The 24929-nt window shown below is 66.4% G+C and carries 23 protein-coding genes and 2 riboswitches; of the genes, 14 read left to right on the plus strand and 9 right to left on the minus strand.

Annotated elements, in window-relative coordinates:
• The first annotated feature begins 15 nt into the window (after positions 1–15).
• The 3 genes from DNX69_RS05835 to DNX69_RS05845 all read left to right on the plus strand — a co-directional run bounded on the left by DNX69_RS05835 (position 16) and on the right by DNX69_RS05845 (position 4721).
• A complete protein-coding gene (locus tag DNX69_RS05835; protein WP_234826863.1) occupies positions 16–540 on the plus strand; it encodes a hypothetical protein in 525 nt (174 codons plus the stop codon).
• A 113-nt stretch (positions 541–653) separates the two neighbouring features.
• Positions 654–4337: an Eco57I restriction-modification methylase domain-containing protein gene (locus DNX69_RS05840; RefSeq protein ID WP_110785072.1), complete on the plus strand. Its 3684-nt coding sequence runs from the start codon at positions 654–656 to the stop codon at positions 4335–4337.
• A 126-nt stretch (positions 4338–4463) separates the two neighbouring features.
• Positions 4464–4721 carry a hypothetical protein gene (locus tag DNX69_RS05845; protein WP_110785073.1) on the plus strand — a complete coding sequence of 86 codons (258 nt, stop codon included), beginning with the start codon at positions 4464–4466 and terminating at the stop codon, positions 4719–4721.
• A 52-nt stretch (positions 4722–4773) separates the two neighbouring features.
• On the opposite strand, the gene cynS is transcribed toward DNX69_RS05845, so the two are convergent.
• From cynS to DNX69_RS05865, 4 genes are all read right to left on the minus strand, one after another.
• On the minus strand, positions 4774–5262 hold the full coding sequence (gene cynS, locus DNX69_RS05850) for a cyanase (RefSeq protein WP_110785074.1): 489 nt from the start codon (positions 5260–5262) through the stop codon (positions 4774–4776).
• 43 nt (positions 5263–5305) lie between these two features.
• Complete coding sequence (locus DNX69_RS05855; RefSeq protein ID WP_110785075.1) at positions 5306–6193, minus strand: ABC transporter ATP-binding protein; 888 nt, start codon at positions 6191–6193, stop codon at positions 5306–5308.
• Between the two features lie 5 nt (positions 6194–6198).
• Positions 6199–7038: a nitrate ABC transporter permease gene (ntrB, locus tag DNX69_RS05860; RefSeq protein ID WP_110785076.1), complete on the minus strand. Its 840-nt coding sequence runs from the start codon at positions 7036–7038 to the stop codon at positions 6199–6201.
• Positions 7039–7159: 121 nt separating this feature from the next.
• Positions 7160–8545: a CmpA/NrtA family ABC transporter substrate-binding protein gene (locus DNX69_RS05865; protein ID WP_110785077.1), complete on the minus strand. Its 1386-nt coding sequence runs from the start codon at positions 8543–8545 to the stop codon at positions 7160–7162.
• A gap of 162 nt (positions 8546–8707) precedes the next feature.
• On the opposite strand from DNX69_RS05865, the gene DNX69_RS05870 reads away from it, so the two are divergent.
• Positions 8708–10633 carry a sigma 54-interacting transcriptional regulator gene (locus DNX69_RS05870; RefSeq protein WP_110785078.1) on the plus strand — a complete coding sequence of 642 codons (1926 nt, stop codon included), beginning with the start codon at positions 8708–8710 and terminating at the stop codon, positions 10631–10633.
• Positions 10634–10672: 39 nt separating this feature from the next.
• Here the strand turns inward: DNX69_RS05870 and cobF are convergent, their stop codons facing one another.
• The 4 genes from cobF to cobT form a co-directional block, all read right to left on the minus strand.
• Positions 10673–11440: a precorrin-6A synthase (deacetylating) gene (gene cobF / locus DNX69_RS05875; RefSeq protein WP_110785079.1), complete on the minus strand. Its 768-nt coding sequence runs from the start codon at positions 11438–11440 to the stop codon at positions 10673–10675.
• A gap of 31 nt (positions 11441–11471) precedes the next feature.
• On the minus strand, positions 11472–13046 hold the full coding sequence (locus tag DNX69_RS05880; RefSeq protein ID WP_110785080.1) for a cobyric acid synthase: 1575 nt from the start codon (positions 13044–13046) through the stop codon (positions 11472–11474).
• 82 nt (positions 13047–13128) lie between these two features.
• Positions 13129–13899: an adenosylcobinamide-GDP ribazoletransferase gene (locus DNX69_RS05885; protein WP_110785081.1), complete on the minus strand. Its 771-nt coding sequence runs from the start codon at positions 13897–13899 to the stop codon at positions 13129–13131.
• A complete protein-coding gene (cobT, locus tag DNX69_RS05890; protein ID WP_110785082.1) occupies positions 13896–14960 on the minus strand; it encodes a nicotinate-nucleotide--dimethylbenzimidazole phosphoribosyltransferase in 1065 nt (354 codons plus the stop codon). Before cobT ends, DNX69_RS05885 begins: the two co-directional genes overlap by 4 nt.
• A 204-nt stretch (positions 14961–15164) precedes the next feature.
• A riboswitch (cobalamin riboswitch) is annotated at positions 15165–15375 on the minus strand.
• 147 nt (positions 15376–15522) lie between these two features.
• Here cobT and tcuA point away from each other — a divergent pair.
• From tcuA to cobJ, 6 genes are all read left to right on the plus strand, one after another.
• Entirely contained in the window at positions 15523–16827 is a 1305-nt protein-coding gene (gene tcuA / locus DNX69_RS05895; RefSeq protein ID WP_234826864.1) for an FAD-dependent tricarballylate dehydrogenase TcuA, read from the plus strand.
• Positions 16814–17950 (plus strand): tricarballylate utilization 4Fe-4S protein TcuB, encoded by a 1137-nt coding sequence (tcuB, locus tag DNX69_RS05900; protein ID WP_110785083.1) that lies wholly within the window; start codon positions 16814–16816, stop codon positions 17948–17950. The genes tcuA and tcuB overlap by 14 nt, the downstream gene beginning before the upstream one ends.
• 87 nt (positions 17951–18037) lie before the next feature.
• Positions 18038–18241, plus strand: a riboswitch (cobalamin riboswitch).
• A 110-nt stretch (positions 18242–18351) separates the two neighbouring features.
• A complete protein-coding gene (locus DNX69_RS05905; RefSeq protein ID WP_110785084.1) occupies positions 18352–18912 on the plus strand; it encodes a hypothetical protein in 561 nt (186 codons plus the stop codon).
• A complete protein-coding gene (locus DNX69_RS05910; RefSeq protein WP_110785085.1) occupies positions 18909–19538 on the plus strand; it encodes a precorrin-8X methylmutase in 630 nt (209 codons plus the stop codon). The genes DNX69_RS05905 and DNX69_RS05910 overlap by 4 nt, the downstream gene beginning before the upstream one ends.
• Positions 19535–20263 carry a precorrin-2 C(20)-methyltransferase gene (locus DNX69_RS05915; RefSeq protein ID WP_110785086.1) on the plus strand — a complete coding sequence of 243 codons (729 nt, stop codon included), beginning with the start codon at positions 19535–19537 and terminating at the stop codon, positions 20261–20263. The genes DNX69_RS05910 and DNX69_RS05915 overlap by 4 nt, the downstream gene beginning before the upstream one ends.
• Positions 20260–21018 (plus strand): precorrin-3B C(17)-methyltransferase, encoded by a 759-nt coding sequence (gene cobJ, locus DNX69_RS05920; RefSeq protein ID WP_110785087.1) that lies wholly within the window; start codon positions 20260–20262, stop codon positions 21016–21018. The genes DNX69_RS05915 and cobJ overlap by 4 nt, the downstream gene beginning before the upstream one ends.
• Here cobJ and DNX69_RS05925 read toward each other — a convergent pair.
• Entirely contained in the window at positions 20985–21767 is a 783-nt protein-coding gene (locus DNX69_RS05925) for a cobalt-precorrin-6A reductase (RefSeq protein ID WP_207803118.1), read from the minus strand. The genes cobJ and DNX69_RS05925 overlap by 34 nt on opposite strands.
• On the opposite strand from DNX69_RS05925, the gene cbiE reads away from it, so the two are divergent.
• The 4 genes from cbiE to DNX69_RS26550 form a co-directional block, all read left to right on the plus strand.
• Positions 21766–22989, plus strand: coding sequence for a precorrin-6y C5,15-methyltransferase (decarboxylating) subunit CbiE (gene cbiE / locus DNX69_RS05930; RefSeq protein ID WP_110785089.1), 1224 nt, complete (start codon positions 21766–21768; stop codon positions 22987–22989). The two genes, DNX69_RS05925 and cbiE, sit on opposite strands and share 2 nt — an antisense overlap.
• Positions 22986–23378 (plus strand): cobalamin biosynthesis protein, encoded by a 393-nt coding sequence (locus tag DNX69_RS05935; protein WP_110785126.1) that lies wholly within the window; start codon positions 22986–22988, stop codon positions 23376–23378. Before cbiE ends, DNX69_RS05935 begins: the two co-directional genes overlap by 4 nt.
• Positions 23375–24154 (plus strand): precorrin-4 C(11)-methyltransferase, encoded by a 780-nt coding sequence (cobM, locus tag DNX69_RS05940; protein WP_110785090.1) that lies wholly within the window; start codon positions 23375–23377, stop codon positions 24152–24154. The genes DNX69_RS05935 and cobM overlap by 4 nt, the downstream gene beginning before the upstream one ends.
• On the plus strand, positions 24141–24929 hold a 789-nt coding region (locus DNX69_RS26550; protein ID WP_234826866.1), incomplete at its 3' end, for a cobyrinate a,c-diamide synthase. The genes cobM and DNX69_RS26550, both read left to right, overlap by 14 nt.

Raw genomic sequence — 24929 nt, forward strand, 5'->3', positions numbered from 1 at the left:
TCCACAGCGGCCGAGGTGCGCCGTCTGATCGAGCAGACGACGCTGACCTATAGCGAGATCAGCGTCCGCACCGGGGTCGGCCGCGCCAGCATCTGCCGCTGGACCCGCGACGGCGGCTGGCAGCGCCCGCCATTCGCGCCCCGCGCCACCGATTTTTCGCCTTCCGTGCGGGCCGGCCAGAAGCTCAAATTGCGCCAGCTCACCGAACGGCTGCGGGCGCTGGCCGAGCGTGCGATTCGCGAACTGGAAAACGCTCCCACCGTGGACATCGACAAGCTGATGCAAGCGTTGCAGGTGGTGAAGATGGCACGGCTCGAATCGATGGGCCGACGCCGCCCCCGCCGGCAGCCGGACGGCACGCCGCGGCCGGTCTCCTGGTGGGTGTCGCGCGACGAAGCGATCCGCGCCGCCCTCAAGGAAATCCGCCGCGGCGGCGTCGATATCGACCGCGTGCCGCAGCAGGCACTGGACCTCTTCACCGACGCCTACACGCCGGTGGAGGATTCGCCGATGCTGCGGCCGCGCGGGAAGAAGCGGTGAGAGCGGCAAAGGCCTCGCGTTCAATGCACAATTGGCTGCTATCGGCAGCTTCCGGTTGACCGCCTGCCCGACCACCACTACTCCACCACAAGCTCTTCGCTGGAGTTCTCAACGTGTTCGACGACAGCCGTTCATTCATCAGCCGCGCGTTCCTGCGCTCGGAATTCAGTCTCGACTACAGCGCGTATTCAGACGAGACCGATTCGGCCCTATTGAGGAAACTCCACGAGTGGGACCGCCGCCTTCAACTCAGCGAAACTCAGGCCGAAGGAGCCTTCACCCAGGTCTTCTTCGTTGAAACGTGGGGATATGGCGAAGCTGGGCGCGTCCCTGCCGAGCATCACACCATCATCCCCAAACTCCCTATTCCCGGCGAAGGGGCGGGTGGTGGCGCGGGCGAAGCCGATCTGGCGCTCGGGTGGTTTAGAGGGCGTAAAGATGCCATCCCGCAGGTCCTCTGCGAGTTCAAGGACATCCGCTCCAAGTTGGACGCTAAGCAGAAACGGAAAGGCAGCAATCGCACGCCCATCGAACAATGCCTGAACTACGTTCGCGGCGCGCGTCGCGGCCTCTTTGGCAACGAGCCGGTACAACCATGGTGGGGGCTCGTCACCGACATGAACGAGTTCCGCCTGTATTGGTGGGATCGCGCGCCAGCGGAGTACATCCGCTTCTTCATCAGGCGAGAAGATCTCCTGTCCGGCAGCTATGACCTGCTGAGCGAAACGGAAGACGCCAGATTCGATCGTTACCTGTTTTCGAGAATATTCTCTCGCGAGATGCTGCTGTCGGAAGCAGGCCGCCCACAGCTACTACGTCTGATCGAACGGCAGTGGACCCGGGGACGCAAGCTCGAAGGGGAGTTTTACGAGCACTACAGGGCCGTGCGGGAGGCACTGTACAACGCATTACGAACCTACAACGCCGACTTTCCGGGACGCCCCGGTGAACTGCTGCGGGTGACGCAAAAACTGCTCGACCGCTTCATCTTCGCGTTCTTTTGCGAGGACATGGGCGAGCGCCTGATGTTCCCTCCCCAGTTGATCCGCGACTTCATGCGCAACAGGAGCAACGAGCCCTTCTACGACGAAGGAGGGACCGAGCTCTGGGACCAGTTCAAGCGCGTCTTCGACAAGATGAATACGGGTGGGGCTCTAAATCGTGTGACCCTGCCGGAAATCAACGGCGGCCTGTTCGCCCGCGACCCGCTGATCGACGGATTGACGATCCCGAATCACGTTTTCGCCAAGGCCGGCCAAGGAGCCAGCGAAACATCGCTTGAAAGCGACAAGAACACGCTGCTGTATCTGAGCGGCCGTTACAACTACGCGGCACGCGGCGATGTGAAGGAAAGCCTAAGTCTCTTCACGCTGGGCCATATTTTTGAGCAGTCGATCACCGAACTGGAGTACCGCGAGGGCGAGCTTGAGGGACGTGAAACCATTGCAAAACTCTCGAAGCGAAAACGCGACGGCGTTTACTATACGCCGGAGCCGGTCGTAAACTATCTCGTCGAGCAAACGCTCGGACCTTGGTTCGCGGATGCCAAGGCGGCGTGTGGCTATCCCGCGCCAGACGCGGGAGCGCCTACTCCCGCGGCCATCTCAGCCTATATCGAACGCCTTGCGCAAATTCGGATCGTCGACCCCGCCTGCGGCTCCGGCGCCTTCCTCATATCAGCGTTTCGTCGCCTGCTAACGGAACGAGTTTCAGCAGCCGCTGATCTCGACCGTGCACGCAGCGGCACGGCGAGCGCAGTCGATGAAGCACCGATCATCGCCGACATCCTTCGAAACAACATCTATGGCGTCGACATCAATCCGGCGTCGGTCGAAATCACCAAGCTCGCACTCTGGCTGCACTCGGCCAGAGCCGCTGCCCCGTTGTCCTCTCTGGAACATACGATCCGCATCGGAAACAGCTTGGTCGGCGAAGACTTCTGGATCGGGCGCCAGCGTTCTGCGGAAGCAGAAGAGCGAGTGCGCACGTTCGACTGGCGCACGGCATTCCCGGAAATCTGGCCCGCAGGTGAAGACGGCGGCTTCCACATCGTTCTCGGCAACCCTCCCTATGTCAAACTGCAGAACATGACGAAGGTCAATCCCGACGTCGTCGCCTATTTGTCGGCCGAACGAGAAGAGGACACCTATCGGTCTGCACGAACCGGCAATTTCGATCTCTATTTGCCGTTCATCGAAAAGGGATTGCGGTTGCTGGCATGGCGCGGGCGGATGGCCTACATCGCACCGAGCCTATGGGTCGTGAATCAATATGGCGAAGGTCTGCGCGGTGTGGTCCGCCGCGGCCGACATCTCGACCGATGGCTCGACTTCAAATCGCATCAGATCTTCGAGGATGTCATCACTTATACCGCCCTGCAATTTTTCACGCGAGAGCCATGCGAGGCTGCTCGTTTCTTGGCTGCGCCTGATGGAGAAATCGCGAACGCAGATTGGTCCGCGCCCGGATTATCTGTCTCGTACAACTCTATCCCTGATGACAGAGAGTGGCTGATCGCGACAGGGGCAGAGCGATCTCTGATCGAGAGACTAAGTCGAGATTGCCTACGGCTCGACAGCCGCGATTTGAGCAGAATAGTTGTCGGAATCCAAACAAGCGGAAACCACATCTATCATCTGCAACGCGTCGGCCCGGGCCAGTATCGGTGCGCACCGAAGGGCGATCGCGCTGGCGCGTATGAGGTCGAGATTGAAGATTCAATCATGAAGCCCCTCGTCTCCGGCGCAGAAGCAAAACGATACGAAGAACCTGAAACGAACACCTATCTGCTATTCCCCTACGAAGCAGACGAGCACGGAAAAATGACCCTGCTCTCTGTGGATGAGATGGAAAAGCGGTTTCCTAAAGCATGGTCTTATTTGCTTAGCTGGAAAGACGCTTTAACGAACGGCGACACTGAGCGGCCTGACGACTGGTGGGGGTATGTCTACCGCAAGAACCTGGACAAACAGCACTTGCCGAAACTAATTGTAGCACAGACCGTGCCTGGAATGCGCGTATGCTCTGATAGCTTCGGACGCTATTATCTAGACAATGTTCGCGTCAACGGCATCTTGCCCGCCCGAGACATTGAGCATTCCTTTCTCCTAGGTGCGCTAAATGGTCCGATCGTTGATTTTGTCTTCCGGCGGATCAGCAAACCGAAGCAGGGCGGCTGGTTTGAAGCCAACAAGCAGTTTATCGCGCCCTTGCCGATTCCAAACGCTCCTCCGAATGAGCGGGCCGAAGTCTCAGAACGCGCGGAACGCCTCCAACAACGATGGACTCAACGTCGGCTCCTTCTCCGAGAGGCATCCGAAAGGCTTTCGGTATTGGCACGACAACGTCATCCAACACGGTGGCTCTGGCCCGACCTTCCCGAACTGCGCGAGATGATCGAACGAGCGCCAAAAGGCTTGCGCCTCGCGGCGGATCGCCGCAAATGGGCCGGTGAGCAGCTCACCGAGATGGAAGCCACGCGGACCGAGGCTTTGCAGGCTGCGCTCGACCGGGGAGGCCTGCGCCAAGCTCGTTTCGACAGAGGTGAGCTAAGGCTGTATGTCAGCGGCGCCGCCGTACTCGGCAAGATCTTCCTCGGCGAAGCGGAGGGACCGCTGGCCGAGGCATATTGGCGATGGCTTTTGCTAAGCGGTCCGGCGCGTGAGGCCACACGTTTCGCGGCTGATCTCCGACAGCCGCCGGCGCCCTCGGAGGAGCCGGCCGCGATGCAGTTCATCGATCGTGTCGCAGCATTGTCCGACGAGGTCGCGGGATCGAGGCTGACGAGCGCGCGTTGAACGAAATCCTTTACGAGCTCTATGGTCTTTCGCCGGACGAGCGAAATCTTGTGGAGAACGAACCAGGGCGTCGCGTCGCCACCGCAGCGGCGTGAATTGCTCCCCAGAACAGCCTATTGTCGCACCATGACTCAGCTTCCTCTGTTCGACGAGCGCGTCAAAACGGCGCCGCGATCACCCGATGTCTCCTATATCCGCAGGAGTCTCGGCCGGTTGCTTCGTCTCGCCCGCGAGGCGGAGATCCTGCCATGGAGCGAAGCAGAAACCGCAAGTTGGGAAAAGCTCTTCCCGCAACTCGCCGCATCCTTGCCCGCCGATGAAGGCGAAGCGCTGATCGCCGAGTTCCAGGGAGAACTGGCCCGGCTGCGCTCACCTGCTGATTGAGTTCGGCAACCTCTCCCCGCTCCTGCGGGGAGAGGTTTTGGTCGGCCTCCGCTCACTCTTCCTTGAAGCCGTATTCGGCGTGGTTGCCGGTGGCGCCGTAGTATTTGTACGGCAGGAACTTGCCGGACATCGACAGCTTGACGCGGTCGCCCTTCGGGTTCGGCAGACGCTCCATCACCATGTCGAAGTCGATCGCCGACATGATGCCGTCGCCGAATTCCTCTTCGATCAGCGCCTTCCAGGCCGGGCCGTTGATCATCACCAGCTCGTAGAAGCGATAGATCAACGGGTCGGTCGGCGGCATGGTGAGGCCCTCGCCACGCATCGGCACCTCGTTGAGCATCGCGGTCTCGACCGCCGACAGCCCGAACAGCTCGGCCGCCTTTGCCGCCTGCGGCTTGGTCAGCTTCATCTGGCCGAGGATCGCGCCGACCACCAGCACTTCGGAATGGCCGCCGATGGTCTCGCAGATGTATTTCCAGGTCCAGCCCTTCTCGCGCTTGATGTCGAGAAGCTTCTCGGTCAGGTCGGCTCGTTTCATGGTCGGTCTCCTTGTGAGGTGGGGGATCGGTGGGTGGTGGGGATCAGCGCGCGTTCGCCTGCAGCGGCACGACCGAGGCATCGTCGATGCCGGGACGCACGATCGGCACATGCAGCGGATCGTGGTTCGGATTGCTGCTAGTGAAGGTCTTGCTGCGCGTCACCAGGAAGTCGACGATATGGTTGCGCAGGCCGTAGTAATAAGGATGCCGATGCAGATCGATCCGAGCGCGATCCTTCGGCAGCGGATTCTCGACGATCTCGGCGATGACCGCACCCGGCCCGTTTGTCATCAGATAGATCTTGTCGGCGAGGTACATCGCTTCGTCGACATCGTGGGTGATCATGAAAGTGGTCTGCCCGGTCTCCAGGCAAATCCGCCGCACCTCGTCCTGCAGCGAGCCGCGGGTGAGCGCGTCGAGCGCCGAGAACGGCTCGTCCATCAGCATGATCTTCGGGGTGATCGACAGCGCCCGGGCGATGCCGACGCGCTGTTTCATGCCGCCGGACAATTCCGACGGACGCTTGTGCTCCGAACCGGTGAGACCGACGAGATCGATGAAGCGCTGGGCATGGGCGCGGACTTTGGCCTTGTCCCAGCTCCGCCATTTCGAACTCACCGCGTAGGCGACGTTGCCCATCACGGTGCGCCACGGCAGCAGCGCATGGCTCTGGAAGATCACGGCGCGGTCGAGGCTGGTGCCCTCGATCGCCTGGCCGTCGACGATCACTGCGCCCTCGGTCGGCTGGTCGAGGCCGGCCAGAATGTTGAGCACGGTGGTCTTGCCGCAGCCGGAGTGACCGATCACGCAGCCGAACTCGCCGCGCGGCAGCGACAGCCACAGGTTCTCGAAGATCGTGGTCTGCCCGCCGCCCGCGGCCGGATAGCGCTTGGCGATCGCCTCGACGGAAATGAACTTGTCGTTCGTCATCTGGCTCACTCCGGAAACGTGACCATGCGGGTGAACCGCGCCAGCACCTGATCGAGCAGCATGCCGACGATACCAATGGTCAAGATCGCAATGATGACATTGGTAATCGACAGATTGTTCCACTCGTTCCAGACGAAGTAACCGATGCCGGTGCCGCCGACGAGCATCTCGGCGGCAACGATCACCAGCCAGGCGATGCCGATGGAGATGCGCATGCCGGTGAGAATGGTCGGCGCGGCGGCAGGTAGGATCACCGTGAAGGCGCGGCGCACCGTGCCGACCTCGAGCGTGCGGGCGACGTTGATCCACTCCTTGCGGACCGAGGCGACGCCGAACGCGGTGTTGAGCAGCATCGGCCACACCGAGCAGATGAAGATCACGAAGATCGCCGACAGGCTGGAGTCCTTGATGGTGTAGAGCGCCAGCGGCATCCAGGCGAGCGGCGAGATCGGCTTCAGCACCTGGATGAACGGATCGAGCGCCTTGTTCATCAGCGGCGACATTCCGATCAGAAAGCCGAGCGGGATTGCGACGGCCACTGCCAGCAGATAGCCGATCATCACCCGTGCGATCGAATAGCCGAGCTGAATACCGAGCCCTTTGTCGTTGGGTCCGTTGTCGTAGAACGGTCGCTGAATGTGCTCCCACAGCTTGGCGCCGACGTCGATCGGCCCTGGCATTGCCGATTTGCCCTGCGTCGCGGTCGCGCCCATCAGCGCCGCATATTCCGGGCTCATCTTGGCGACCTCGCCGCTGCCGCGCGTCGCCAGATGCCACGCGGCGATGAAGCCGCAGAACAACATGATGGATACCACCGCAGCACGGAGGCGAAGGGATTTTGTCATGACGTCCACCGTTCCACTCTGGTCCGGAGCGGCAATGCCGAGCGTCTCGGCACCGCAGCTCCGAAGTCTCCGCAAGCGAGCGGCGTGCTCCGGCATCTCCGGAGCACGCCGGAAAGCTCCGCTACGACGCCTTCTTGATCTTGAAGCTGGCGAGATATTCCTCGGGGTTGGACCCGTCGAACGACTTGCCCATCACCGAGAACGACCGCGTGGTTTTCTCCGGCGGCGTCAGCCCGGCTTCCTTCATCAGCTTGGCGGTGTCGGTCGCCAGATAGACCTGCTCGGCGACCGTCTTGTAGTCGATGTCACCCTTGACCTGGCCCCAGCGCTTCATCTGCGTCATGATCCAGACTGCAAAGGACTGCCACGGGAACGGATCGAAATCGATCCGGTTCGGCTGCTTGACGACGTTGCCGAGACCGTCGGCGTAGGTGCCGGTGAGGATCTGCTCGAGCACGATCGCCGGCTGGTTCAGGTAGTTGGCCGGCGCGATCGCCTGGGCGATCTCCTTGCGGTTTTCCGGCTTGTGGGCGTAGGCGGTCGCCTCGATGATCGATTTCAGCAGCGCGCCGTAGGTGTTCGGCATCGTGGTGACGAATTCCTTCGACGCCGCGAAGGCGCAGCACGGATGGCCTTCCCAGATATCCTTGGTGAGGATGTGGATGAAGCCGACGCCGTCATAGACCGCGCGCTGGTTCATCGGGTCGGGCGCCAGATAGCCGTCGATGTTCTCGGCGCGCAGATTGGCGACCATCTCCGGCGGCGGCACGGCGCGGATCTGAACGTCGACGTCGGGATCGATGCCGTGCTCGGCCAGATAATAGCGCAGCAGATAATTGTGCATCGAGTAGTCGAACGGAACGGCGAATTTGAAGCCCTTCCAGTCCTTCGGATTGCGCCGGTCCTTGTGCTTCATCGCCAGAGTGATGGCCTGGCCGTTGATGTTCTCCACCGCCGGCATGGTGTAGGGGATCGGGTTGGAGCCGACCCCCATGGTGATCGCCAGCGGCATCGGCGACAGCATGTGGGCGGCGTCGTATTCCTTGTTCAGCGTTTTGTCGCGGATCACCGCCCAGCCGGCGGTCTTGATCACTTCGACGTTGAGACCGTACTTCGAATAGAAGCCCATCGGATGCGCCATGATGATCGGTGTGGCGCACGTAATCGGAATGAAGCCGACCTTGAGGTCGGTCTTCTCCAGCGGGCCGCCGGCGGCAAACACTTCGGTCGCGGTCTGCAGCGGGAAAAATTGCGACACCGCAGCCAACGCGGTGGCCGCCCCCACCGACTTCAGAAACGCGCGGCGCGACGCGTCCTGCGGAAACATCGCCCGCATTACCGCCGAGGCGACGACGCCTTCGAACCGCTTCTGCTCGCCTTGCGTCACGGCGAGCTGCAACGAGGCCTGCTCGGCGGCGTGCTCGGCCTCGGTCGCATGACGGCCGCAGCTACAACCTGTGGCGTGCAGCCGGCGATTGGGATCGAACGGATTGTCGAATGTTGACATGGGACCTCCTGCGCTGACGTCGGGATCAAGTTCGCAAGGAGCGTGCCAACCGCGCAGGCATCGTAAGATGCGACGATATGGGCGCTTTCGGCGGATTGCTGGATACGAAATCTCGTAATATACGGGATTTCGTAGTCGAGTTACGAAAACTCGGAGTGTCCGATGGACCTCTCGTCGCCTTCCGACCTGCCGTCCGCAATCGATCCGGCGCTGCGCGCAGCGGTATTCGACGGCGCGATCGAGGCCGTCCTGCTGGTCGACCCGAGGCTCGACCAGATCATCGACGCCAATCGCGTGGCCTGCGATCTGCTCGGCTACGACTACCACGCCCTGCTGCGGACCAAGTTCAGCGCGCTGCACGGCTCGCAATTGCCAGCCCTGGTGGTGTTCACCCAGGCGGTGTTCGCCAAGGGCACCTATTGGAGCCACGCGCTCACTCCGACCCACGCCGGCGGCACCCAGCTTCGGCTGGAATATGCCGGCACGCACCTAGCCTATCGCGATCGATCGCTGCTGCTGCTGACGATGAGCGATCTGGAGCAACGCCGGCGGCGCTATGTCGACGCCGTCGCCGACGACTATATGCGCGACGGCCTGCCGGCCTGGCAGCGGGTCGAGCGGGTGTTTCAGGACATCGAACGCGAGAACCAGCTGATCCTGCGCGCCGCCGGCGAAGGCATCTACGGCGTCAACGCCGAGGGCAAGACCACCTTCGTCAATCCGGCCGCAGAACTGATCCTGGGCTGGTCGGCCGATGAATTGGTGGGCAAGGAGATGCACGCGATGGTGCATCACAGCCATCACGACGGTCGCCCCTATCACGGCCAGGAATGCCCGATCTACGCGGCTTTCCGCGACGGCGCGGTGCACACCGTCGACGGCGAAGTGTTCTGGCACAAGGACGGCAAGCCGGTCTGGGTCGAATACACCTCGACGCCGATCCAGGACCGCAGCGGCGGCGTGGTCGGCGCGGTGGTGGTGTTCCGCGACGTCAGCCAGCGCCACGAGGCCGACGAAAAGCTGCACGCCGCACTCGCCGAAGTCGACCGCCTGCGCGAGCGCCTTCAGCTCGAGAACGACTACCTGCAGGAGGAAATCCGGATCGAGACCAATCCGCGCGGCATCATCGGCCAGAGCGAGGCGATCCAGACCACGCTGCGTCAGGTCAAACTGGTGGCGCCGACCGCCGCGACCGTGCTGATCACCGGCGAATCCGGCACCGGCAAGGAGCTGATCGCGCGCGCGATCCACGAGGCCAGCACCCGGCGCGACCGGCCGCTGATCCGGGTCAACTGCGCCGCGATCCCGCGCGAATTGTTCGAGAGCGAGTTCTTCGGCCACGCCCGCGGTGCCTTCACCGGCGCTGTGCGCGACCGCATCGGCCGGTTCGAACTCGCCGACGGCGGCACGCTGTTTCTCGACGAGGTCGGCGAAATTCCGCTGGAGCTGCAGAGCAAGCTGCTGCGCGTGCTGCAGGAAGGCAATTTCGAACGGGTCGGCGAAGAGCGCACCCGCAACGTCGATGTCCGCCTGATCGCGGCCACCAACCGCGACCTGAAGCGCGAAGTGCAGCGCGGGCACTTCCGCGAGGATCTGTATTTCCGGCTCAGCGTGTTTCCGATCGAGTCGGTGCCGCTGCGCGATCGCCGCGAGGACATTCCCTTGTTGGCGCAGCACTTCCTCGCCAACGAGGCCCGCGAAATGAAGGCCGAGCTGCGGCTGTCGCAAGGCGACGTGCGACGGCTGATGCGCTACGACTGGCCGGGCAACGTCCGCGAACTGCAGAACGTGATCGAACGCGCCACCATCCTGGCGCAGAACGGCCGGCTGCGCATCGACCTGCCGGAGCCAGCGAGCAGCCACGCCTCGGCGAGCACCGGCCGCCACAAGCCGGACCCGCGGCCGGCCGTGATGACCGCCTCCGACCTTCGCAGCCTGGAACGCGACAACATCGTCGCGGCGCTGCGCGCTTGCAACGGCAAGGTGTTCGGCGACGACGGCGCCGCGGCCATGCTCGACATGAAGCCGACGACGCTGGCGTCGCGGATCAAGGCGCTGGGGATCGCCTCGCCGCGCGGACAGCGGTGAACAGCCAGTGCTGATCTGGCGCGCGCAGCAGCGCCGGTGTTACGACTCGTCGCCGTCCGCCCTGCGCAGCAGATAGATATCCATCACCCAGCCCTTGGCGGCACGCACCTGGCGGCGGACTCGCTGGATTTCGGGCGCGATCTCCGGAAGCCTGCCCGCCATTAGCACTTCGTCGTCCATGCCGAGATTGGCGCCCCAGAAGATCTCGGCGCCGCCAGCGTCGATCTTGGCGAAGGTCTCTTCGCCGTCCAGCATCACCACAACGGTCTCGCCCGACCATCGGCCGCCGGCGGCGAGCTTGCGTCCTGTCGTGACGATGACGGGCTCGCCGATACCGTTGAGCGCGATGCCGTGACGCGCCGTCAGCGCCTGCACCGCGGTAATGCCGGGAACGATCTCGTAGTCGATCGCCATGCCGCGCCCGCGCAGCCGGTCGAGAATGCGGATCGTGCTGTCGTACAGCGACGGATCGCCCCACACCAGGAACGCGCCGCAGCCGCCGTCCGGAAGCTGCGTGGTCATCGCCTGCTGAAACCGGTCGGCGATCTGAGCGTGCCAATCGTTGACCGTGGCGCGATAGTCCTGCGGCTGCGCCTCGCGCTTCGGAATATCGATGGTGACGAAACGATAGTCCGGGGTCTTGATGAAGCGCTCGCAGATCAGCTCGCGCGCCAGCCGCAGTTCGGCCTTTTCCTCGCCCTTGTCGGGAATGAAGAACACGGTGGCGCGGTTCAGCGCCTCGACTGCCTGAAGGGTCAGGTAGTTCGGACCGCCCGGCCCGATTCCGATCAACAAGATCTTCCGCATCGTCGTCCTATTCCGCCACGCGAACGCCGCTTCACCGCGCCAGCGCCAGCAAGGCGTCGAGATCGAGATTGCTTTCGCAATGATCGGCGAGCGCGTCCAGCGTCTCCTCGACCCGGCGTTCGAAATCGAGCCCCGATGATGCGGCACCGATCTGTGCCAACCAGGCAGAGCGGAATGCATCGCCGCCGAAAATGCCGTGCAGATAGCCGCCGCTGACGCGGCCATCCGCCGAGACTGCACCTTCGGCCCGCTCGGTGCCGCCTTCCTCCAGCCTCAGCCATGGCCGCGAGAGTCCTGCGCCGGTGGTGCGGCCCATATGCATCTCGTAGCCGACGACACGGCATCCGCTGATCCGATCGAGCGCGTCGATCTCGACCAGGCGCTTGTCGCCGGAAATCTCGGTCTCGATATCGAGCAGCCCGAGCCCCGCGGTCTCGCCGGCCGGGCCTTCGATGCCTTGGGGATCGCGCACCACCCGGCCGAGCATCTGGAATCCGGCGCACAGGCCGACGACACGGCCACCGCGGCGGACGTGAGCCTGAATGTCGATGTCCCAGCCCTCGCGCCGGATCAGATCGAGTTCGGTGCGAGTCGCCTTCGAGCCCGGCAACACCACGACGTCGACATCCGCCGGAATTGGCGAGCCCGGCTGAATCCACTGCAGATCGACGTCCGGCTCGGCCACCAACGGATCGAGGTCGTCGAAATTGGCGACGCGCTGCAGCCGCGGCACCGCGATCTTGAGCCGGCCGCGGCTCGCCGCCGCGGCGCGCTCCAGTGCCAGCGAGTCTTCCGCCGGCAGCCGGTCGGCGCCGGGAAACCAGCGCAGCACGCCGAGGAACGGCCAGCCGGTCTGCTCGGTGATGGTGCGGCAGCCCGGCTCGAACAGCGAAAAATCGCCGCGGAATTTGTTGATCAGATAGCCGACGACGCGGGCGCGATCGCCTTCGTTGAGCAACACGTAGCTGCCGACCAGCGCCGCCATCGTGCCGCCGCGGTCGATGTCGGACAGGAACACGACCGGCAGGTCGGCCGCCTCGGCGAACCGCATATTGGTGATGTCGGAGGCGCGCAAGTACACCTCGGCGCCGCTGCCGGCGCCTTCGACCAGCACCAGATCGGCCTCCGCCGCGAGCCGCTCGAAGCTGTCGACCACCGCGGGGATCAGCCGCTGCCGCATGTGGTGATAGATCCGCGCCGGGCAGTTGCCGAGCGCGCGGCCGCGCAGCACCACCTGGGCGCCGACCTCCGACTGCGGCTTCAGCAACACCGGGTTCATGTGGATCGACGGCGCCACACGGCAGGCGCGCGCCTGCAGCGCCTGGGCGCGGCCAATCTCGCCGCGCACCTGTTCGCCGTCGGCCGCGGGCGGCAGATCGGAGTCGGATGCGACCGCGGCGTTGTTGCTCATGTTCTGCGCCTTGAACGGACGTACCACCAGCCCGCGCCGGGTGAAGGCGCGGCACAGCCCCGCGACCACCATGCTCTTGCCGACATCCGAGCTGGTGCCCTGGATCATCAACGAGCGGGCACGCCGCGGGCCAGTGGTCGTGCGCGGCGTGAACTGGATTCGGGAGATGAGCTCCTCGACATGGGCGTCGGTCATGAATCTACTCGATGGCATGGAGTTGAGGGAAGCTGCACAGGCGCCAGCGCCTGCGGTCGAAGATGATCGGCGGCGGCATCACTCAGCCATGGCCGGCCACCGCGGCGACACCGAGGAGCAGACCGATCTGGATCATCTGCTCGGTGGCGCCGAGCACGTCGCCGCGATAGCCACCGATCAGCCGCTGCGCCAGCCACGGCGCCACCAAGCTGAAGACGCCCGCGACCAGCAGCCCGACGATCGCCGCCGGCGGATCGAGCGCGACCAGCCACAGCGCGCCCAGCACGCTGAACGCAGCCAGCCCGAACCAACCTGCAGTGCTGATCGCGCGCGTCGGATAGCTCAGCTTGCCGGTGGCGGCGTCGCCGGCATAGGGCAGCGCCGACATCGCCGCGACGATGCCGGTCCGCCCCAGACTATAGCCGGCGACCAAAGTGGCGACGCCGAGCCACGGCGGCAGGGTGGCCAGCGCTGCGACGCGGATCGCGAAACTGAGCACCAGCGCCACCGCGCCGTAGAGGCCGAGGCGACTATCCTTGATCAGCAGCAACCGCTGCTCGGGCGTGCTGCCGCCGAACAGGCCGTCCGCGGTGTCGGCGATGCCGTCTTCGTGCAGCGCGCCGGTAAGCGCCGCACCGGCCGCGACAGCCAGCATCGCCGGCACCACGCCGGACCAGATCAGCGAGCCCGCGAGCAGCACGCCGCCGCAGACCAGGCCGATCCCGGCGCCGACCAGCGGGAAGTACTTCGATGCGCTCAGGAGCCAGTCGTCGTCGAACTGCGCGGTGCGCGGCGTCGGCACCAGCGTCATGAACTGCACGGCATTGAGCAAGGATTGGATCTGCCGGCTCACGGGCGGGGTCCAAGCCGACCCGCCAGCACGTCCGAGAGCGCGGCGAGATCGTTGAGAATGCCGGCGGCGGCGCGCAACAACGGCACGGTCATCAATGCGCCGGTGCCCTCGCCCAGCCGCAGGCCGAGATCGAGATACGGCGTCGCCTGCATCGCATCGAGCAGCACCCGGTGGCCGCGCTCGGCCGAGCGATGCGAGAATACGCAGTAGTCGCGCGCGGCGGGCTGCAGCCGCACCGCGAGCAGCGCAGCCGCGCTGGCGATGAAGCCGTCGATCACCACCGGCCGCCGCGAAGCCGCGGCGCCGAGCACTGCGCCCGCCATCATCGCGATGTCGAAGCCGCCGAACTCGGCAAGCACGTCGAGCGGCGCTGTCGGCTGCGCCCGCGCCGCGGCTTGTTCGACGATAGCGCGCTTGTGCGCGACGCCGGCATCGTCCATCCCGGCACCGCGACCGACGCAATCGATGATCGGCTCGCCCGTCAGCGCGTGGGTGATCAGCGCCGCCGAGGTGGTGTTGCCGATCCCCATCTCGCCGATCGCGACGATGTCGAGCCCGCCGTCGATATCCTCGCGCACCAGCTCGGCCGCCGCAGTGATCGCACGCGCCGCCTCCTGGTGGGTCATCGCCGGTTCGTGGCGGGCATTGCGGGTGCCGCGCCGGATCTTGCGATCGATCAGCTTGGGGTCTGGCGGCATGTCGGCATCGATGCCGCCGTCGACGATCCGCACCTCGGTCGCCGCCGCCTTGGCCAGAACGTTCACGCCGGCGCAGTCGGCCAGATACGCTTCGACCATCGCGCGCGTCACGCTCGCCGGATATGGCGACACCCGGTCGGCAGCGAGGCCGTGATCGCCGGCGAAGATGAACACCGCCGCCCGCTCGGCCCGCGGCGGCGCCGGATGCCAGATCAGCCCGAGCTGCACGGCGAGATCTTCAAGCCGGCCGAGCGAACCCGGCGGCTTCGCCTTGCCGTCGAGCCGAGCTCGCAGTTCGGCCTCATGGGCGGGATCGAGCGGCGGAACGGATAGGAGACGTGGATCGAGCAATGGCGCGTGCATCGGAAGCTCGGCAATCGGAAAGCACTGCCGCCGCCTCTGCGGGGCAGTGAGGACGATCGAACGAAACAGCGGCGGCGACAGCGAAACTGTTGGCGCGGCTTCGTTCGGGCGACGGCAGGATTTCTCCGCGGAAAGCGGAGGCGCGCGTCAGGTCGGCGGTCGGTGCAGCATGTCTGTGTCCTTCTTCGACCCACCGTCGAATGGCATGGTTTTCGGACTTCGGCCGGTCTCCTGGCTCGCGGACATTGTCCCGGTCGCCTTCCCGAGCGGCTTGAGGATGCCGAGCTCAGTGGCGGTGTGACCGGAAGCGGTCCGCTTACAGTTGCGGGGGCAGCCGCGGATTTGGCGATTGCTCGCCGCACCGCATTCCCGTTTCACCCTTCGAACGAAGGGCACCGAAGCAAGCGTTACCACAGCACGCCGATGCGGCTGGCGCAAGATTGACAACGTCCCGGAGCCGCCTTCTAAGACGAAGGTCCACCACGCCGCGCTTTCGTTCAGCCGTTGCAAAGTGGCGCAGGCGCATCATCTCGACCGGATTGACCGCATCTTGCTGTGGGACGTGACAGTGATAGGCGGCGGCATCGCCGGTCTTTGCGCGGCGATCGCGGCGCGCCGCGGCGGCGCTGCGGTCTGCCTGCTCGAAGCGGCGCCACGCTCCCTGCGCGGCGGCAACGCGCGCCACGGCCGCAATTTCCGGCTGACGCACGAAACGCCGCGCGACGACGTGCCGGACCGCTACACGGCGGATGAGTTGCGCGCCGAGCTACGCAGCGTCACCGGCGACGGCACCGACCAAGTGCTGACGGAACTGCTGATCGAACGCGCGCGCAGCATCGCCGACTGGCTGATCGATCACGGCGTGCATCTGCAACCGCCCGGCACCGGGGTGATGCCGTATTCCCGCCGCACCGCCTTTCCGCTCGGCGGCGGCAAAGCGATGATCAACGCGCTGTACGTCACCGCTGAGCGGCTCGGCATCGTCATCAGTTACGACAGCGAGGCACGATCGTTGCTACGCGCCGAAGACGACGGCTGGACGATCAGCGTTCGATCCGCTGGGGCTGATGACACAATTCGCACGCGCAGCGTCGTAGTCTGCGCTGGTGGCCCTGGTGGCGATCCGGCCTGGTTGCGCGAAAACTTCGGCAGCGCCGCTGAGGGCTGGATGGTCCGCGGCACGCCCTATGCCGATGGCCGCCTGCTCGATCTGCTGATCGCGGCCGGCGGCTGTGCGATCGGCGATCCGACGACCTGTCATGCGGTTCCGGTCGATGCGCGCGGGCCGCAATTCGACGGCGGCATCGTCACCCGGATCACGTCGATTCCGCTTGGCCTCGTCGTCGACCGATCCGGCGCGCGCATCTACGTTGCCGGCGCCGGCGTGCTGCCGACGCACTACGCCAAATGGGGGCCGAAGGTCGCTGCCTGCCCCGGCCAGATCGCTTATCTGGTGCTCGATGTAGCGGGTCTTGCACGTGCTGCACCGTCGGCGCTGGCGCCGATCACCGCGCCGACAATCAGCGAACTGGCGGTCGCGCTCCAGCTCGATCCGGCCGCGCTGTTGCAGAGCATCGACGAGTTCAATACAGCGCCCGCCAACGCCGCACGCACCATCGCGGTGCCGCCATTCGCCGCCTATCCGATGCGGCCGGGGCTGACCTTCGTGCATTACGGCATCAAGGTCGATGCCACGATGCGGGTGGTCCAGGCCGACGGTCGCCGCCACGACGATCTGTTCGCGGCCGGCATGATCATGGCCGCGAACGTGCTGCGCCGCGGCTATCTCGCCGGGCTCGGCATCACGCTGTCGGCAGTGTTCGGCCAGGTCGCCGGTGAGGAGGCGGCACGCCATGTCCGCGGCTGATCCAATGCTGGAGGCCGAGCGCGTGCTGCGGATCTGCAGCGCCTGCATGTATTGCGACGGAATTTGCCCAGTGTTTCCAGCGATCGACGGTAAGCACGGATTTAGCCTGAGCGACGTCAGCTACTTGTCGAACCTGTGCCACAACTGCCAGGGCTGCTGGCACGATTGCCAATACGCGCCGCCGCATCCGTTCGCCGTCAATCTGCCGGCGACGTTCGCCGATCTGCGGCAACGCTCCTACGCGGACCATCTGTGGCCGTCCGTGCTCGGGCGAGCCTTTCGCGCATCGTCACTCGCGGTGCCCGCCACCGTCGCGCTCATGCTGCTGATCACGGTCGCGCTGGTGCTGAGCACGAGCTCACCGGAGATATTCTTTGCCGCCGATGCACGCGAAGGCGCGTTCTATCGCGTGCTGCCATGGCCGGCGATGGCAGGGCTCGCGGGCGCCTCCTTCGCATGGGCTGTGATCGCGATCACGCTGGCGACCCTGCGATATTGGCGCACGATCGCGCCTGAGACGACGATCAGCGAGATCGTGCGCGCACTGCCGATCGCATTGTCCGACATCATCACGCTGCGCCATCTCGGCGGCGGCGGCCCCGGCTGCCACGACCATGATGAGCGCACCTCGCAGCGGCGCCGGATCTTGCATCACCTGACCGCCGGCGGCTTCGTGCTCAGCGGCCTGTCGACGATCGCGGGCTCCGCTTATCATCATCTGCTCGGCGTCATGGCGCCCTACCCGGTCGCCAGCCTGCCGGTGATGCTCGGGCTCGTCGGCGGCGTGACGATGACGGCGGGTGCGGCGGGACTGCTGGGCCTGGAAGCGCGGGCCAACCGCGCGCCGAGCGATCGCGGCGAGACCAAGCTCAACGTCGCGTTTCTTGTCTTGCTGGCCCTGGTCGGCGCCAGCGGGCTTGCGGTGCTCGGCTTCCGCAGCACGCCCGCGATGGCGCCGCTGCTCACAGTCCATCTCGGGCTGGTGTTCGGCCTGTTTGCCGCGCTGCCGTTCAGCAAGGCGTTGCACGCGCCGTTCCGGGCGGCGGCGCTGCTGCGTGCCGCAATCGACAGCAACCGCCGCGCTTCAGCGCGGGCACCGAACGCCTCCGGCAACTCGCCTTGATCCTGATCAAGCTGGCGCGAATTTGATGGACGGCTGATGCCGGCTAACTGGTCGTGAAGGTCGATTGACAGTTCGCCGTTTCCGTCCCAAACATCGCGCGCCGACGGTGTCCTGTCCTCGGACGGGACGAAGAGGGAATATCGGAAGGTCGCTGCCTGTAGCGATCGAGCCGAAGCTGCCCCCGCAACTGTAAACGGCGAGCCGACGCGACACGCCACTGGATCACTTCCGGGAAGGCCGCGCCGGCGACGACCCGTGAGCCAGGAGACCTGCCGTCGCCTGCTATGTTGACGTCGTTTCGGGCGGGGTGCCCCGGGATGTCTTTCGGCGGTCCGGAGTGCAGGTCCGTTCGCCGGTCTTGAGCCATCGCCCGCGATGGCCAACCGACGAGATCAGGCGCGATGCCGCCCGCTGCACTCCATCCCGGCCTCTCAGCCGGTTCTCAACCGTCGCTTCGGCCGCTCCCCGCCGAGATCGCGGTGCTGTCGCCCTGCGCCGAAACGCGGACGGCCTTCGCGCGGGCATGGCCCGGCGCCGGCCGTCTACACATCAGCGACCTCGCGTCCTTCGCTGCGCAGGCATGTGATCGCTCACTCGATTCGTCGCTGCTGCGCGCGATCCTGATCGTGCTGCCGGACCAGGCGGATCCTTGCCGTGAAGCCGTCGAAGCGATCACCGCGTTCGCCGGCAGCCGGCGGATGGCCTTCGCGGTCCTCAGCGCTCGCGAGCCACGCGGCGCCCCGAGCGAACTGATCACCAACCTGCCGCCGACCACGCTTCGTCGCCTCAATAGGCTGTACGCGCAGCGCGCCGGCCGCGCCGCACGCGCCATCCTGATGCAGTTCGCGCTCGCCGCGGGGCTCAGCATCGCCGCGATGGAGACTTCAAGCGACAGCGCGGTCGCCGACACAGAGCAGCCCCCATCCATTCTCCCCGAGCTGATCGAGGACGCCGCCCGATGACTTACGCCTACGAACGAGACGGCGACGCGATCTATCGTCAGTCGTTCTCCATCATCCGCGCCGAAGCCGCGCTCGATCGGTTCACGCCCGACGAGGAGAAGATCGCGGTGCGCATCATCCACGCCAGCGGCATGGTCGAAGTCGCCGGCGACATCGCGTTCACGCCCGGCTTTGTATCGGCAGGTCGCGCCGCGCTGCAGGCCGGCGCGCCGATCCTGTGCGACGCGCAGATGGTCGCCAACGGCGTCACCCGCAAGCGGCTGCCGGCCGACAACGAAGTGATCTGCACGCTGAACCATCCTGATGTTCCGGCCCTCGCCGCAAAGCTCGGCACCACGCGATCGGCCGCAGCGGTCGATCTGTGGCGCGACCGGATGCAAGGCGCTGTGGTCGCGATCGGCAATGCGCCGACTGCGCTGTTCCGCCTGCTCGAAATTCTCGCCGAGCCCGGCGCCCCGCGCCCCGCGGCGATCATCGGCATCCCGGTCGGCTTCGTCGGCGCCGCCGAATCCAAGGAGGCGCTGCTGGCGGACTCGCCCTCGCCTTGCGTCATCGTGCGCGGCCGGCGCGGCGGCAGCGCGATGACGGCTGCGGCGATCAACGCGCTGGCGAGCGAACGCGAATGAGCACACCGACGATCTACGGCGTCGGCGTCGGCCCCGGCGCGCCCGATCTGATGAGCGTCCGCGCCGCGCGGCTGGTCGGTGCCGCCAAGGTGGTGGCGTATTTCCGCAAGGCCGGACGCCCCGGCCACGCCCGCCGCATCGCCGATGGCCTGCTGCCGGAGGGCGTGATCGAAGAACCGATGGACTATCCGGTAACGACCGAGATCGCGCTCGACGATCCGGCCTATGCGGCGACGCTGCGCGACTTCTACGAACAATGCGTCGCGCGGCTCACCGAGCACATCGCGCAAGGCCGCGATGTCGTCGTGCTGTGTGAAGGCGATCCCTTCCTCTACGGCTCGTTCATGCATCTGCACAGCCGGCTGGCGCCGCGCGTCCGCGTCGAAGTGGTGCCCGGCATCTCCGGCATGGCGGCGTGCTGGACCGCGAGCGGCACGCCGATCACCTACGGCGACGACGTGCTCTGCGTAGTGCCGGCGACGCTCCGGCCGGACCGGCTAAAGGCGGCGCTCGCCACCGGCGATGCGATCGTGATCATGAAGCTCGGCCGCAATCTGCCCAAGGTGCGCCGCGCGCTCGACGACGCCGGCCTGCTCGATCGCGCGATCTATGTCGAGCGCGGCGCGATGGACGATCAGGTGGTGATGCCGCTCGCCGACAAGACCACCGACGACGCGCCCTACTTCTCGATCGTGCTGGTCCACGGACAGGGACGACGGCCATGACCGGATCTGTCGTCGTCGCGGGCCTCGGGCCCGGCGCGCAGGAACTGATCACCCCCGAAGTCACCGCAGCGCTGGCGCGCGCCACCGACATCGTCGGCTACGCGCCCTATGTGGCGCGCGTCGCCGAACGCGACGGCTTGCAGCGGCACGCCTCCGACAACCGCGAAGAGCTCGATCGCGCCGGCTTCGCGCTGCGGCTCGCTGCCGAGGGTCGCCACGTCGCGATCGTCTCGTCCGGCGACCCCGGCGTGTTCGCGATGGCGGCGGCGCTGTTCGAAGCGATCGAAGCCGGCGATCCGGCGTGGCGCGAGCTCGACATTCGCGTGCTCCCCGGCATCAGCGCGATGTTCGCCGCCGCGGCGCGGATCGGCGCGCCGCTCGGCCACGATTTCTGCGCGATCAACCTGTCGGACAATCTGAAGCCCTGGCAGACCGTCGAGAAGCGGCTGCGCGCGGCGGCCGAAGCCGATTTCGTGATCGCGCTGTACAACCCGATCTCGAAAGCGCGGCCCTGGCAGCTCGGCCGCGCGTTTGAGCTGTTGCGCAGCATCCATCCGGCATCCGTGCCGGTGATCTTTGCGACCGCCGTTAGCGATCCGCGCGAACGCATCGACGTGGCGCCGCTCGGCGACGCGGTGCCGCAACGCGCCGACATGCGCACGCTGGTGATGATCGGCTCGTCGCAGACCAGGATCATTCCGCGCAGCGGCAATGCGTTCGTCTACACCCCGCGGTTCTCTGGAGCGGCCTCGTGACCGAGCCAGGCCATCACCTCGGCGACCGTAGCGACGCAGCGCCGATCCGGCACCACGGGCCGCTTCACCATGATCACCGGCAACCCGTATTCACGCGCCGCGGTGATCTTGGCGACGGCCGCGTCGCCGCCGGCATTCTTGGCGACGACGATCTCGGTGCGGTGCGCTCGCAGCAGCGCGCGGTCACTGGCGAGATCGAACGGTCCGCGCGCGATCACGATATCGACGTTCGGCAACGGCAGCGGCCCGCGCGGCGGATCGACCAGCCGCACCAGATAAGCGTGCTGCGGCTGCGCCGCGAACAGCTCGAGGTTCTGGCGGCCGATGCCGAGAAACACCCGCCGCGGCGCCGCGCCGAGCGCGCCGACAGCCTGATCAAGATCATCGACTTCGATCCAGCGATCGCCAGTGGTTGCCTGCCACGCCGGCCGCTCCAGCGCCAGCAGCGGCACACCGGCTTCGGCGCTGGCGATCACCGCATGGCGGCTCATCTGCGCCGCGAACGGATGCGTCGCGTCGACGACGCGTTCGATCCGCTCGATACGCAAGTAATCGACCAGACCGCCGATGCCACCGAAGCCTCCGACGCGAAACGGGATCGGCGGCGGCTTCGGGTGATCGGTGCGGCCGGCGAACGACAGCACCGCATCGATGGCCGGCTCGGCGGCGATCGCCCTGGCGAGCGCCGAGGCATCGGCGGTGCCACCGAGGATCAATACGCGCGAGCGATGCGATGAAGGGAGCGTCATGATCACCAGCGATGACACGACGCAGCCCTGGCTGTCCATCGTCGGAATCGGTGAGGACGGCCTCGACGGGCTGTCGGCACGCGCGCGGGCGTTGCTGGATGCGGCCGAACTGATCGTCGGCGGTGATCGCCACCTCGGCCTCGTCGCCGCATTGAACAAGCCCAGCCTGCCGTGGCGCGTGCCGTTCGCGGCGTCGTTGCCCGAGGTGCTGGCGCAGCGCGGCCGCCGCGTCGTGGCGCTGTGCTCCGGCGATCCGTTCTGGCACGGCGCCGGCGCGGTGCTGGCCGATCACCTCGCGCCACAAGAATGGACCGCCGTTCCGGCGCCCTCGACCTTTGCCTGGGCCGCGGCGCGGCTCGGCTGGCGCTTGGAAGAGACGGTTACGCTCGGCCTGCACGCGCGGCCGGTCGCGAGGCTGCGTCCGCATCTCCGCTCCCACGCACGGCTGATCGTGCTGGTGCGCGACGGCGCCGCTGTGGGCGAAATCGCCGGCTATCTGGCGGCGAACGGCTTCGGCGCGTCCGAGCTCACCGTGCTCGAAGCGCTCGGCGGCCCACGCGAGCGCGTGCGGCGAACCACCGCGTCGATCTTCGCCTTCCCCGACGTCGCCGCACCGGTCGCGCTCGGCATCGCCGCCGTGGCCGAGCCGGACGCCGTGATCATGCCGTGCGTCAGCGGCCTACCGGACGAGCTGTTTCAGCACGACGGCCAGCTCAGCAAGCGCGAGATCCGCGCCGTGACGCTGTCGACGCTGGCGCCGCACGGCCATGAGCTGCTGTGGGACATCGGCGCCGGCGCCGGCTCGATCGGAATCGAATGGCTGCTGGCGGCACGCAGCAATCGGGCGATCGGCATCGAGACGCGCGCCGACCGGCTCGCCACCGCGCGCGCCAATGCTGAAGCGCTCGGCGTGGCGCAGTTCGATCTGCGGCTCGGCGCAGCGCCCGAGGCACTCGCCGGACTGCCGACACCCGACGCGGTGTTCATCGGCGGCGGCGCCAGCCGTCCGGGGGTGATGGATGCGGTGTGGCGGGCGCTACCCGCCGGCGGCCGGTTGGTGGTCAATGCGGTGACGCTGGAGACAGAAGCGCTGCTGATCGACTGGCATCATCGCCGTGGCGGCGAACTGCTGCGGCTCGGCATCGAGCGCGCTTCCCCGGTTGGCGGACTCACCGGATGGCGCGCGGCGATGCCGGTGGTGCAATGGAGCGTGCGCAAATGACCGCGGTCGTGATCGGCATCGGCTTTCGTTCCGCCGCATCCTCATCGTCGATCATCGACGTGATCGAAGCCGCGCGCCGCGCCGCTGCGCCGCACCAACCATCCGCGCTGGCAACCGCTGCCGACAAGGCCGCTCACAGCAGCTTACGTGAGGCCGCGACGGCAACCGCTCTGCCCGTGCTGCCGATCGAGACGGCTGCGCTCGACCAAGCCGCAGCGCGTATCACGACGTCGTCTGCCGTGGTCGCACATCACCGCGGTGTCGGCAGCGTCTGCGAGGCCGCGGCGCTCGCCGCCGCCGGACCGACGGCGCGGCTGATCGTATCCCGTTTGATCTCACAGGATCGCCTCGCGACGGCCGCGGTGGCGATCGAGGAGCCGCTGCCATGACTGTCCACTTCATCGGTGCCGGTCCCGGCGCGCCCGATCTGATCACCGTGCGCGGCCGAGATCTGGTGATGCGCTGCCCGGTGTGTCTCTATGCCGGTTCATTAGTTCCGCGCGAGATCGTCGCACTGTGCCCGACAGACGCGCGCGTGGTCGACACCGCCCCGCTCGATCTCGACGCCATCACGGCGGAGTTCGTCGCCGCCGCAGAAGCCGGCCACGACGTTGCCCGGCTGCATTCCGGCGATTTGTCGGTGTGGAGCGCGATGGGCGAACAGATCCGCCGTCTCGAGCAACACGGCATCCCCTACACCGTCACGCCCGGCGTGCCGTCGTTCGCAGCGGCCGCTGCGGTGCTCGGCCGTGAGCTCACCTTGCCCGAAGTCGCGCAGACCGTGGTGCTGACACGCACCTCGGGCCGCGCCTCGGCGATGCCGCCACGCGAGACGCTGGAAGCCTTCGCAGCCACCGGCGCGACGCTGGCGATCCATCTGTCGATCCACGTCCTTCCCGACGTCGTCGAACGGCTGCGCCCACATTACGGCGACGACGGCGCGGTCGCCGTAGTGGTTCGCGCCAGCTGGCCGGAGCAGCAGGTGATCCGCGGCACCCTCAGCTCGATCGCCACGCAGGTCGCCGCCGAAGGCATCGACCGCACCGCGTTGATCCTGGTCGGCCCATCGCTCGCCGCCACCGATTTCCGCGAGAGCTCGCTGTACGCCCCCGATTACGATCGCCGCTATCGCCGTTCGGCGGAGGACGGCCGTGACCGTGACTGATCACGTACTTCCAACAGCGACGAACGGTCGGCCGCCAGGCCTGATCATCGCGGCGCCGTCGACCAATAGCGGCAAGACCACGGTGACGCTGGCGCTGCACGCGGCACTGCGCCGCCGCGGCCTCACCGTGCAGCCCTACAAATGCGGGCCCGATTACATCGATCCGGCGTTCCACGAGATCGCCGCCGGCCGGCCCTGCTACAATCTGGATTCCTGGGCGTTCGGCCAAGACCGCATCACGTTTCTGCTCGATGCCGCAGCGGGCGCAGACCTCTGCCTCGCCGAAGGCGTGATGGGGCTGTTCGACGGCGGAAGCGCCCGTGGCGCCTGGGGCAACGGCGCCACCGCCGATATCGCCGCCTTCACCGGCTGGCCGGCGGTGCTGGTGATCGACGTCGCCGGCCAGGCGCAATCGGCCGCCGCGCTGGCGCTCGGCTTCGCCCGCTATCGCAGCGACGTCCACATCGCCGGCGTCATCCTCAACAACGTCGCCAGCCCGCGCCATGAAGCGCTGGTCCGCGACGGTTTCGCCGCGAACGACATCCCGGTGCTGGGCAGCTTCGAGCGGCAGCGCGATCTCACGCTGAAGAACCGCCATCTCGGCCTGGTACAGGCACGCGAAACCGCGCGGCTCGACACCCGCCTGCAGCAGCTCGCCGACAGCGCCGCGCGCGGCATCGATCTCGACGCGGTGATCTGCGCCGCGCGACCGGCGCGCCCGATCGCATCGGCGATCCGTCCGCTGACGCCGCCGGGCCAGCGCATCGCGCTGGCC

This window comes from Rhodopseudomonas palustris, from assembly GCF_003226555.1.
Classification (GTDB): domain Bacteria; phylum Pseudomonadota; class Alphaproteobacteria; order Rhizobiales; family Xanthobacteraceae; genus Rhodopseudomonas; species Rhodopseudomonas palustris_I.

What these genes read in the sequence shown, in the direction of transcription:
- cobT (WP_110785082.1), bottom strand. Translation starts at nt 14,960, where the DNA reads ATGCACGCGCCATTGCTCGATCCACGTCTCCTATCCGTTCCGCCGCTC.
- DNX69_RS05935 (WP_110785126.1), top strand. Translation starts at nt 22,986, where the DNA reads ATGACCGCGGTCGTGATCGGCATCGGCTTTCGTTCCGCCGCATCCTCA.
- DNX69_RS05845 (WP_110785073.1), top strand. Translation starts at nt 4,464, where the DNA reads ATGACTCAGCTTCCTCTGTTCGACGAGCGCGTCAAAACGGCGCCGCGA.
- DNX69_RS05905 (WP_110785084.1), top strand. Translation starts at nt 18,352, where the DNA reads ATGCCGCCCGCTGCACTCCATCCCGGCCTCTCAGCCGGTTCTCAACCG.
- DNX69_RS05910 (WP_110785085.1), top strand. Translation starts at nt 18,909, where the DNA reads ATGACTTACGCCTACGAACGAGACGGCGACGCGATCTATCGTCAGTCG.
- tcuB (WP_110785083.1), top strand. Translation starts at nt 16,814, where the DNA reads ATGTCCGCGGCTGATCCAATGCTGGAGGCCGAGCGCGTGCTGCGGATC.
- DNX69_RS05880 (WP_110785080.1), bottom strand. Translation starts at nt 13,046, where the DNA reads ATGACCGACGCCCATGTCGAGGAGCTCATCTCCCGAATCCAGTTCACG.
- cobF (WP_110785079.1), bottom strand. Translation starts at nt 11,440, where the DNA reads ATGCGGAAGATCTTGTTGATCGGAATCGGGCCGGGCGGTCCGAACTAC.
- cynS (WP_110785074.1), bottom strand. Translation starts at nt 5,262, where the DNA reads ATGAAACGAGCCGACCTGACCGAGAAGCTTCTCGACATCAAGCGCGAG.
- ntrB (WP_110785076.1), bottom strand. Translation starts at nt 7,038, where the DNA reads ATGACAAAATCCCTTCGCCTCCGTGCTGCGGTGGTATCCATCATGTTG.
- DNX69_RS05925 (WP_207803118.1), bottom strand. Translation starts at nt 21,767, where the DNA reads ATGACGCTCCCTTCATCGCATCGCTCGCGCGTATTGATCCTCGGTGGC.
- cobJ (WP_110785087.1), top strand. Translation starts at nt 20,260, where the DNA reads ATGACCGGATCTGTCGTCGTCGCGGGCCTCGGGCCCGGCGCGCAGGAA.
- cobM (WP_110785090.1), top strand. Translation starts at nt 23,375, where the DNA reads ATGACTGTCCACTTCATCGGTGCCGGTCCCGGCGCGCCCGATCTGATC.
- DNX69_RS05915 (WP_110785086.1), top strand. Translation starts at nt 19,535, where the DNA reads ATGAGCACACCGACGATCTACGGCGTCGGCGTCGGCCCCGGCGCGCCC.
- DNX69_RS05865 (WP_110785077.1), bottom strand. Translation starts at nt 8,545, where the DNA reads ATGTCAACATTCGACAATCCGTTCGATCCCAATCGCCGGCTGCACGCC.
- DNX69_RS05855 (WP_110785075.1), bottom strand. Translation starts at nt 6,193, where the DNA reads ATGACGAACGACAAGTTCATTTCCGTCGAGGCGATCGCCAAGCGCTAT.
- cbiE (WP_110785089.1), top strand. Translation starts at nt 21,766, where the DNA reads ATGATCACCAGCGATGACACGACGCAGCCCTGGCTGTCCATCGTCGGA.
- DNX69_RS05870 (WP_110785078.1), top strand. Translation starts at nt 8,708, where the DNA reads ATGGACCTCTCGTCGCCTTCCGACCTGCCGTCCGCAATCGATCCGGCG.